This window comes from Emticicia sp. C21 (assembly GCF_003418935.1).
In the GTDB taxonomy this organism is placed as follows: Bacteria; Bacteroidota; Bacteroidia; order Cytophagales; family Spirosomataceae; genus Emticicia.
Map to the genome: position 1 here is coordinate 962939 of NZ_QVMT01000001.1, position 11026 is coordinate 973964.

3 protein-coding genes are annotated in these 11026 nt (G+C 42.1%); all 3 read right to left on the bottom strand.

Going from position 1 to position 11026, the window contains the following annotated elements:
• Positions 1-231: 231 nt before the first annotated feature.
• Positions 232-9969, bottom strand: coding sequence for a choice-of-anchor Q domain-containing protein (locus D0T08_RS04020; RefSeq protein WP_116981285.1), 9738 nt, complete (start codon positions 9967-9969; stop codon positions 232-234).
• A 49-nt stretch (positions 9970-10018) separates the two neighbouring features.
• Positions 10019-10336: a hypothetical protein gene (locus tag D0T08_RS04025; protein ID WP_116981286.1), complete on the bottom strand. Its 318-nt coding sequence runs from the start codon at positions 10334-10336 to the stop codon at positions 10019-10021.
• A gap of 102 nt (positions 10337-10438) precedes the next feature.
• The gene (locus D0T08_RS04030; protein ID WP_116981287.1) at positions 10439-10789 is read right to left on the bottom strand and encodes a LytTR family DNA-binding domain-containing protein; all 351 of its coding nucleotides are present in this window, start codon (positions 10787-10789) and stop codon (positions 10439-10441) included.
• Positions 10790-11026 lie beyond the last annotated feature (237 nt).

Sequence of the window (11026 nt, forward strand, 5' to 3'; positions counted from 1 at the left end):
CTAAAGGAGAAGATAAATAATTGAAAATACAATAAATACTTATTCTAAGGTACCTAAAAAAAATTGATACCGATGCCTATTTATTATTAAATACATTAATAAAAAAATTCTTACAGTAAACTTGTGAGGTAGATAAGAAAATTTGAAAAGAATGAAATATCGAGCTTAGTAAATTTTACTCTACTAAACTCGATATTTTAGATTGACCAGAAGCCAACCTCTTCTATTTATTTAATTACAACTTTGGATTTGTGCTTTAAAGACACTACCCTCTCTAGATTCAAATCCAGGGTTTAAGATGATAGCTTTGCCTGCGTTGTAGGTAACATTGGCCGGAGACGTAATCTTATTAGCTGCACTAATTTGTAGAGATGCCTGCTCGGTGATTATACCTGTACTAATATTAGCTGTCAGGGTCTTCACTGCAGGGGTAACTAACAAGTATTGCATGGTTGGATTACTGGCGACCACCTGATTGGATGATGCTACCCTTATCAGGTATTTTCCGGTTGCTGTTAAATTCTGTGGTAATTGGCAAGTAATTGTTCCTGCTGTTGCACTTGTTCCTATCAGCGTTGGGTTTGTAAACCCTCCGGTTGAATCAGATAACTGAATATTAAAAGTATTATTCTGGCTGAATGACCCTGTGGTAGCAAAAGTAACATCAACCGTACTACCTGCACACAAACGATTATTTGGTATAGTTGGAGCATTAATCACTGCCATTGTGCCTATTACTGTAAAGGTAGTTACCACCGGACCATAGACTGTTCCCCCTACTCTGTTATCTTCTGCATAGCCTGTTACGGTCATGGTATAAGTACCCGGTATTAAATTACGACCATACACATTTACTCCTAAGTTATCAAAAACCGCATAAGGCTCTACATTCTGCAAAATTGTCCAGTTGATTTCAGGGCCTGTGACAGTCAAATCAACACTTCCTATTGGAATAGTCGGACAAATAGGCTTGGCGATGATTGATACCTGTTCTGGAATTTGCTGAATCACCATACCATCTTTTAAAGAAAACATCAATTCATACGGGTTACCTGATTTTACATATTGTAAATCAATAATCTGTGTACAAGGATCAATGCCATTGATAATCACATTAGTAGTAGCAGTAGCTGAACAAGCACCATTAGTTACTGTAACTGTGTAAATCCCTCCATTACTTGCCAAACCATTCTCAATAGTAGGATTCTGACTTATGCTGCTGAAAGCAGCAGGGCCTGACCAGCTATAAGAATTACCACCAGAAGCATTTAATTGAATCGTTTGTCCTATATTATAAGGTCCGGTATTAGTTGCTTGAGCTATAGGTGGAGCTGCAATCTGCAAACCTGTCACTGCTGCGCTTGAAGGAGAAGTGCAACTGCCAACTGTACATGTAGCCGAAATACTATAAGTTCCTACACTTGAAAGCGTCAAACTCGTACCCGATGCACCATTCGACCAGTTCACTGTTCCAGCGCAACCGCTTGCTGTTAGTGTTAAAGTACCTGGTGCACAAACTACTTTTGGATTCGGTGCTGTGATCGTTGGTGCGCTCGGTTGATTGACTATTTGTAAACCTGTGACAGCACTGCTAGTAGGGGAAGTACAACTTCCAACTGTACAAGTAGCCGATATTGAGTAAGTACCAACGCTCGAAAGTGTCAGACTTGTACCCGATGAACCATTCGACCAGTTCACTGTTCCAGCGCAACCGCTTGCTGTTAGTGTTAAAGTACCTGGTGCACAAACCACTTTTGGATTCGGTGCGGTAATGGTTGGGGCAGATGGTTGATTGACTATCTGTAAGCCTGTTACCACTTGACTTGCGACACTTGTGCAAGATCCAACTGTGCATGTAGCCGATATTGAGTAAGTACCAACACTTGAAAGTGTCAGAGTTGTTCCCGATGCACCTGTTGACCAGTTCACTGTTCCTGCACAGCCACTCGCTGTTAGTGTTAAAGTGCTTGGTGCACAAACCACTTTTGGATTCGGTGCGGTAATCGTTGGTGCTGATGGTTGATTGACTATTTGTAAACCTGTCTCTGCGGAACTTGCAGGGGATGTGCAACTGCCTACTGTACAAGTAGCAGATATAGAATAAGTACCGACACTCGAAAGTGTCAGACTTGTCCCTGTTGAACCATTAGACCAGTTCACTGTTCCTGCACAGCCACTGGCAGTTAAAGTCAATGTACTTGGTGCACACACTACTTTTGGATTCGGTGCGGTAATCGTTGGGGCACTCGGTTGATTGACTATTTGTAAACCTGTTACTGCAGTACTTGCAGGAGATGTACAACTGCCTACTGTACAACTGGCTGAGATTGAATAAGTGCCTACACTCGAAAGTGTCAGACTTGTACCCGATGAACCATTCGACCAGTTCACTGTTCCTGCACAACCACTGGCTGTCAAAGTTAGAATGCTTGGCGCACACACTACTTTTGGATTTGGTGCTGTGATGGTTGGAGCACTTGGTTGTGTAACAATCTGTAAACCTGTGACAGCAGCACTAGTAACACTCGTACAAGAACCAACTGTACAAGTGGCTGAGATTGAATAAGTGCCTACACTCGAAAGTGTCAGACTTGTCCCTGATGCTCCTGTTGACCAAGTCACTGTTCCCGCACAACCGCTAGCTGTTAGTGTTAAAGTACTTGGCGCACACACTACTTTTGGATTCGGTGCTGTGATCGTTGGTGCGCTTGGTTGGGATACAATCTGTAAGCCTGTTACTGCTGCGCTCGCAGGGGATGTGCAACTTCCTGCCACACAAGTAGCCGAGATACTATAAGTACCAACGCTCGAAAGAGTAAGGCTAGTTCCTGATGAACCATTCGACCAGTTCACTGTTCCCGCACAACCACTTGCTGTCAAAGTTAAAGTACCTGGTGCACAAACCACTTTTGGATTCGGGGCTGTAATGATTGGGGCAGATGGTTGTGTAACAATCTGTAAACCTGTTACTGCAGTACTTGCAGGAGATGTACAACTGCCTACTGTACAAGTAGCAGATATAGAATAAGTACCGACACTCGAAAGTGTCAGACTTGTCCCTGTTGAACCATTAGACCAGTTCACTGTTCCTGCACAGCCGCTTGCTGTTAGTGTTAAAGTACTTGGCGCACAAACCACTTTTGGATTAGGTGCGGTAATCGTTGGGGCACTCGGTTGATTGACTATTTGTAAACCTGTTACTGCAGTACTTGCAGGAGATGTACAACTGCCAACAGTACAAGTGGCTGAGATTGAATAAGTGCCTACACTCGAAAGTGTCAGACTTGTCCCCGATGCACCATTCGACCAGTTCACTGTTCCCGCACAACCACTTGCTGTCAAAGTTAAAGTACCTGGTGCACAAACCACTTTTGGATTCGGGGCTGTAATGATTGGGGCAGATGGTTGTGTAACAATCTGTAAACCTGTTACTGCAGTACTTGCAGGAGATGTACAACTGCCTACTGTACAAGTAGCAGTTATCGAATAAGTACCTACACTCGAAAGTGTCAAGCTTGTACCCGATGAACCATTCGACCAGTTCACCGTTCCTGCACAGCCGCTTGCTGTTAAGGTTAACGTGCTTGGTGCACAAACCACTTTTGGGTTAGGTGCTGTGATCGTTGGCGCACTCGGTTGATTGACTATTTGTAAACCTGTGACAGCACTGCTAGTAGGGGAAGTACAACTTCCAACTGTACAAGTAGCAGTTATCGAATAAGTACCTACACTCGAAAGTGTCAAGCTTGTACCCGATGAACCATTCGACCAGTTCACTGTTCCAGCGCAACCGCTTGCTGTTAGTGTTAAAGTACTTGGCGCACAAACCACTTTTGGATTCGGTGCGGTAATGGTTGGGGCAGATGGTTGATTGACTATCTGTAAGCCTGTTACCACTTGACTTGCGACACTTGTGCAAGATCCAACTGTGCATGTAGCCGATATTGAGTAAGTACCAACACTTGAAAGTGTCAGAGTTGTTCCCGATGCACCTGTTGACCAGTTCACTGTTCCTGCACAGCCACTCGCTGTTAGTGTTAAAGTGCTTGGTGCACAAACCACTTTTGGATTCGGTGCGGTAATCGTTGGGGCAGATGGTTGTGTAACAATCTGTAAACCTGTCACTGCTGCGCTTACTGGGGAAGTACAACTGCCAACTGTACAAGTTGCAGTTATTGAATAAGTGCCTACACCTGAAAGCGTCAAACTCGTACCCGATGCACCATTAGACCAGTTCACCGTTCCTGCGCATCCGCTTGCTGTTAGTGTTAAAGTACCTGGTGCACATACTACTTTTGGATTGGGTGCTGTGATCGTTGGGGCAGACGGCACTGAACTTTCAATAGTTACTGAAGTTGTAGCCGTTGCTGTACATCCATTATCACCAGTTACCGTAACTGTATAGGTTCCTGGAGTACTAATAGTAGCTGTGGCATCAGTACTCAATCCATTTGACCATTGATAAGTAGGTGTCGTCCCACTTCCATTGGCAGTTCTGGTTACCGAAGCCACATTACATGATAAATTAATATTTCCTGTAATGGAAACCGTCGGCGGTGCTACAATCTGTAAACCTGTTACTGCAGTACTTGCAGGAGATGTACAACTGCCTACTGTACAGATTGCCGTAATAGAATAAGTACCTACACTCGAAAGTGTCAGACTTGTACCTGATGAACCATTAGACCAGTTCACCGTTCCTGCACAGCCGCTTGCTGTTAGTGTTAAAGTACTTGGCGCACACACTACTTTTGGACTCGGTGCGGTAATGGTTGGGGCAGATGGCTGAGATACAATCTGTAAGCCTGTCACTGTTGCGCTTGCAGGAGATGTACAACTGCCTACTGTACAAGTGGCTGAGATTGAATAAGTGCCCACACTCGAAAGTGTCAGACTTGTCCCTGTTGAACCATTCGACCAGTTCACTGTTCCTGCACAACCGCTTGCTGTTAGTGTTAAAGTACTTGGTGCACAAACTACTTTTGGATTAGGGGCTGTAATGATTGGGGCAGATGGCTGAGCTACAATCTGTAAGCCTGTTACGGCTGCGCTTGCTTGGGAAGTGCAACTGCCTACTGTACAAGTGGCTGAGATTGAATAAGTGCCTACACTCGAAAGAGTCAGAGTTGTTCCTGATAAACCATTAGACCAGTTCACTGTTCCTGCGCATCCGCTTGCTGTTAAGGTTAAAGTGCTTGGCGCACAAACCACTTTTGGATTCGGTGCGGTAATCGTTGGTGCGTTCGGTTGAGCAACGATTTGCAAACCTGTGACAGCACTGCTAGCAGGGGAAGTACAACTTCCAACTGTACAAGTCGCTGAGATTGAATAAGTGCCTACACTCGAAAGTGTCAGACTTGTACCTGATGAACCATTCGACCAGTTCACTGTTCCCGCACAACCGCTTGCTGTTAGTGTTAAAGTACCTGGCGAACACACCACTTTTGGATTCGGGGCTGTGATGGTTGGTGCTGATGGTTGAGCAACGATTTGCAAACCTGTCACTGCAGTACTTGCAGGAGATGTACAAATGCCTACTGTACAAGTAGCAGTTATCGAATAAGTACCGACACTCGAAAGAGTCAAACTTGTGCCTGATGCTCCTGTTGACCAGTTCACTGTTCCTGCACAACCGCTTGCTGTTAGTGTCAAAGTACTTGGTGCACACACTACTTTTGGATTCGGGGCGGTAATCGTTGGTGCTGATGGTTGAGTGACTATTTGTAAACCTGTCACTGCAGTACTTGCAGGAGATGTACAACTGCCTACTGTACAAGTAGCAGTTATCGAATAAGTACCGACACTCGAAAGAGTCAAACTTGTGCCTGATGCTCCTGTTGACCAGTTTACTGTTCCTGCGCATCCGCTTGCTGTTAAGGTTAAAGTGCTTGGCGAACACACCACTTTTGGATTCGGTGCTGTGATCGTTGGTGCTGATGGTTGATTGACGATTTGTAAACCTGTGACAACTGCGCTTGCTTGAGAAGTACAACTTTCAACCGTACAAGTTGCAGAGATAGAATAAGTGCCTACGCTAGAAAGCGTCAAACTCGTACCCGATGCACCTGTTGACCAAGTCACTGTTCCTGCACAACCGCTAGCTGTTAATGTCAATGTACTTGGTGCACAAACTACTTTTGGATTTGGGGCAGTGATTGTTGGGGCAGCAATACCTCCGAAAACAACTTGTTGGGTGGCTGTTCTGCTGCTTTCATCACAGGCATCTTTACATGAAGCGTAGAATGTAGTTGTAGCAGAAACATTCTGGTTTAATGGTGAACCTGTACCAATAGCATTACCTCTGATTGCCTGATTATACCAGGTTACAGTACCCACTGCACAAGAAGCCGTTAAAGCAATAGTAGTAGGCACACAAACAGCTGTCTGGCTGGCTGATACATTGGTAGCAAGTGGCATCACTGAATATTCAAAGGCACCAATGTCGACATTTCCTCCGGTATAAGGGCGAGGATTGTTGAGAATATCTGTTGGTTGAACACCTGTATTAGTTCCGGCATTGATGGCTGGTGAACACTTAGTCAGATTAAATCCATCATCGATCGTAAATAAAGTATTATCTGTACCGTCGGCATCATTTTCATTCCTGAACTGAGGATTGGCATCTATATTACCATTGGCGCTTCCAAATCCCTGAATCAATGAATTGATTGGGGTAAGTGTTGGCGTTCCATTATCCAAAGTAACAAAAGGATGTTCGAAGTAACCCACATTATTAGTCGAAGTAGAAGCCGTATTACCCCATACAATTGTATTTCTGAGGCTGTCTGTAGATGAATTACTATAAACCAATCCTCCGCCATTCGTAGCTGTATTGTGTGCAATAGTACTATTCGTAATAGTTAAATAACTAACACTATTGAAAATAGCACCTCCATAACTTGCAGAGTTGCCAGTGAACACTACATTATTGACACTTCCAATGCCTCCTTCGTGTGAATAAGCCCCGCCTAAATGTTGCGCATAGTTATTTTTAAAATACGCTCTATTGAGACTAACCTGGGCGGAGTTTACACTTAATCCTCCTCCTTTAGACGAGGCGTGGTTACCTTCGAAAACTACATCAGATATATCCACTACCTCCCTATTGTCTAACCCACCACCCGCAAATGCACTATTTTTAATAAATTTTGAATGAGTGATTTGTGCTCTTCCTACACTAAACATTCCTCCGCCCTCGTAGCTACTGTTGTTTGCGGTAAAAATGATATTATTGAGTTTTATCCCATATTCTCCTGCAGGAGAATCGGTATAATTAATGAACCAAAGTCCTCCACCCTCTCTTAGTGCAGTCCCTCTTGTGTTATCCGCATTACCTCCTTTTATCGTAAACCCATCTATTATTCCGGCCAAAGGATTTGCCAGAATTAGCAACACGTGATAAGCATTTTCATCATTATTTGTAATGCTGAGTGTGTTTCCCTCGCCTGAGATAACATCATCATTATTAAAGTCTCCACTCAGAATTGTAGGATTCGCCTCTATATCCCTTTCGGCAAGTGAAGTTTCGTTAATACCGGCAAATCCGCCATATATCTGCAAATTTGTTGTATAAAAAAATGTCCTGTGTCTATTACCTATGCTATCGAAAGGGATAGTTGTCGGGTAATAAGTACCTTTAGCCACCCATATTTCTGCTCCATCGCAGGAAGCATCCAGCGCAGGCTGAAGTGTGGTATAAGCATTTGCCCAACTTGACCCATCATTAGTACCAGCGGCGTTATACTTTACATATTTGCGGGTAGGTGTACCTACTTTTACAAGAACAGGTTTACGGACTGATTCACAATTAACGACAAGGCAGCCCGCATAATAAGTAGCAGAGGCTGAAGCTCCCGTTATGGTTAAACTCCCTCCTGTACCTATTATGCTCCCACCGCTTGCCTGATTATACCATCTAACGGTATTATTATTATCACAGCTTGCCTGCAATACGATATTCTCTCCTGCACAATACACAAGTTTGTCTGCTCTTACATTAGAGGGAGGATTTGGCAAAAAAACAGGAATATTCTGTTTAATACTCTGACATGAGGGATCTGATGAGGAACAATAAATATCAATAAAATAAGACCTCTGTACCGGAAGTTGAGATTGTACATTAAAAGAGGTACCTGTACTTAAAAGAGTATTTCCATTATACCACTGCACTTGTCCGGTCTGGCAACTAGCCGTTAAGTCTGATGAACTAAAATAACATATTTCTGTCTCTGAGTTAATATAGGGACTTGCTGCTTTGACCAGAGGTATAAAAGTTGTATTCTGAAATTCATAGGCACCTATATCAACAGTTGTATTAAATATGCGGGTATTACCAGCTATATCAGTTCCGGTTACTCCACTATTATTTCCGGCATTAATCATCGGAGAACAGCTTAAAAGATTATATCCATCGTCAGCTGTCCTGTAAATATTATCCGCACCATCCGCATCGTCAGGGTTAATAAACTGTGCCTTTTCATTGATAAAACTTCCGGCAGGTGGTGGTAGTGGTGAGAATGAGTTTTCAAATAAATAATTAGCTGATGCCGGATTCAGTTTACGGTCATCAGGCATACTTTGTAAATAAGAATTTTTTAGTGTTAAAGTTGCGTTAGCACCACTAAGTTGTACATAACCAGAAATCGTACAATTGTTAAAAACATTGGTGGTGCCATAGCTTTCATAACTGTAATTACCATTATTCGCTAGCAAACAATTATTCATCACCAGCGTAGCATCATTCTGAATCCCCCCACCCTGATTGGCAGTGGAAGTATTTCCAGCAATAATTAACCTGTTTAAGGTCAGATTCCCTGCATTATTAATACCTGCTCCCTGATTATCATTTCCATTAGTAAGTATCAGGTCATTAATAGTTACCGTTCTACCCGAACTTATAGACAGAATTCTGAAATTACTGGAGCTATTTCTGGTAATTATCAGATTTCCTGTAGTTGGCCCGTTGATAGTCGTATTGGCATTAATAACAGGTAATGCGCTTGACAAATTAATAGTACCTGTAATGCCTGTGGCATTGATAATACTGCCACAAGTGCTCGCATTGGCATTAATAATAGCTTGTCTTAAACTACCTGTGCCCGAATTATTCAGGTTTGAAACCGTGAAAGTTGTGGCTGATACAGTTACCTGACTGGTGCCTACTCTGATACTCTCACAACTGCCGCTTTCACAAACAGCATAATAGGTTGTGTTACTGGTTGGATTTTGAACAAGCCCACTTCCTGTGCCAATGCTTGTTCCGCCAGATGCCTGATTATACCACTTTACTGTACCTGATGCACAAGTAGCAGATAATGATACATCAGATCCGCTGCAAACAGAAGTTTGACTAACCGAAACACTTGTGGGGGCATCAGGTCGGCTACCAATAATATAATGGGGTGTACAATTAACAGACCTGTTTTCAAATGTCGTAAAAAATGGATAGGCCTTTCCTTTTCCACCAATAATCGAAATATTGGCATCGCTGGCGATAATTGTAGTAGGAGAAGAGTTGTTAGTATAGCGAACCCCAGCTGTGCTACTATTATCAGTAGTTGTAATGTAAAAGCCATAAGTAGAATTGGCAGGTATAGTAATATTGAGTGCCAGAGGTATTGGTGAAGGGTAATCAAGACCTGTAGACAGAGTCATAGAAGTTATGCCTGCGTACGTCCACGCGGCAGCGTTATTTTCTGAGCCTATAAAAGTGCCGGATTTGTAATAAATCTCATACTGTCCGACGCTTCCTAGTATGAGATTTACATCAAAACTTGTGATTGTTACAGGATTGGCTCCTGTAACAATATTAAACATAACACCTTTACCTCCGTTATTAGATTCATAAGATGTAGCAAGTTCTGCCTCCGTACATTGGGCCTGTATAGAGCTTAATTTTAAGCAGAACAGAATAAGTAATAGATAAAGATTTTTTAATACTTTTTTGATGGTAAAACTTGCAACTTTCATTGGTAGAAATTGTTTAAAGTCATGTAAGAATGAGTATATTTTTAGATAGCTACATTTGCTCAGGCGTATATGGCCTTTTAGGAATCTCAGCTATTGCAAGATTATCGCAGGTAGTTCCATCTAACCGATAAGTCCTTGTTGTATTTGGCAGCGATTGCTCTGTATATATATCATTGCCAATAGTTACTGTCCACATGGTATTTTTCGTTTCAGGCATTATCCAGGTGCCACATATCATATGGGCTTGAGTGTGAGAAGCTACCCATAAGTGATTGTTGGAAGTTAAATTCTGGACTATTTTTTCAGGCTCCTGCGCAATAGCATAAGTGATTATGCTTATCAGAATAATACATAAAAGTTTTTTCATGGTAGTATGACTTAATTTGTATATTTTTTGAAGACCGTAACAGGATAAAAGAGGAGAGAAATCTATCAGAGAAACTTCATCAGGAAATCCCTCCAAATCTTTCTACCACGAAAGGTCTTTATTTGTATAGCTGATATTTCTGGATTTTTTCAAAAAGCCCTTTACTCTTCTTCTTGAAATAGTAATAGATTCGTCGTTTTCCATTCTGATAGTAGAAGCCTCTTGCTGAAAATCAACGATGTAATTGAGATTGATAATAACGGAGCGATTAGGTCTGAAAAAAGATTGATTGAATAAACGTCGTTCGAAGATTCCGAGTGTTCGGGAAGAAAGTACAGAACTGCCATCTTCCATTACGATGTGCGTATAATTAATATCTGCTTTGAGCATTAATATCTGGCTCGACCGGATGGTCAGGTGTTTGTCAATGGTAATAAGTAATTCGTTGTTCATGGTAGAAAGTTCAATAGATGATTTATTGAGACAAAACTACGTCGCAACCCCTGGTGAGGGTTAGCGCATTTTGAACATTCTCTTACTCATTTTGAACTTTGAGATAGAAGAAAACTTCGTTTACAAGGTAAAATATGAATAAACGGAGATAAATAGCGAAAGTGGCTTAAATTTTATAAACCCTTTCTTGTTCTGATTATAGATCTGAATTAGCTATTGTGGAAGTAATATATATTG

Coding starts and splice junctions, on each gene's coding strand:
- D0T08_RS04020 (WP_116981285.1), bottom strand. CDS start 9,969: ATGAAAGTTGCAAGTTTTACCATCAAAAAAGTATTAAAAAATCTTTAT.
- D0T08_RS04025 (WP_116981286.1), bottom strand. CDS start 10,336: ATGAAAAAACTTTTATGTATTATTCTGATAAGCATAATCACTTATGCT.
- D0T08_RS04030 (WP_116981287.1), bottom strand. CDS start 10,789: ATGAACAACGAATTACTTATTACCATTGACAAACACCTGACCATCCGG.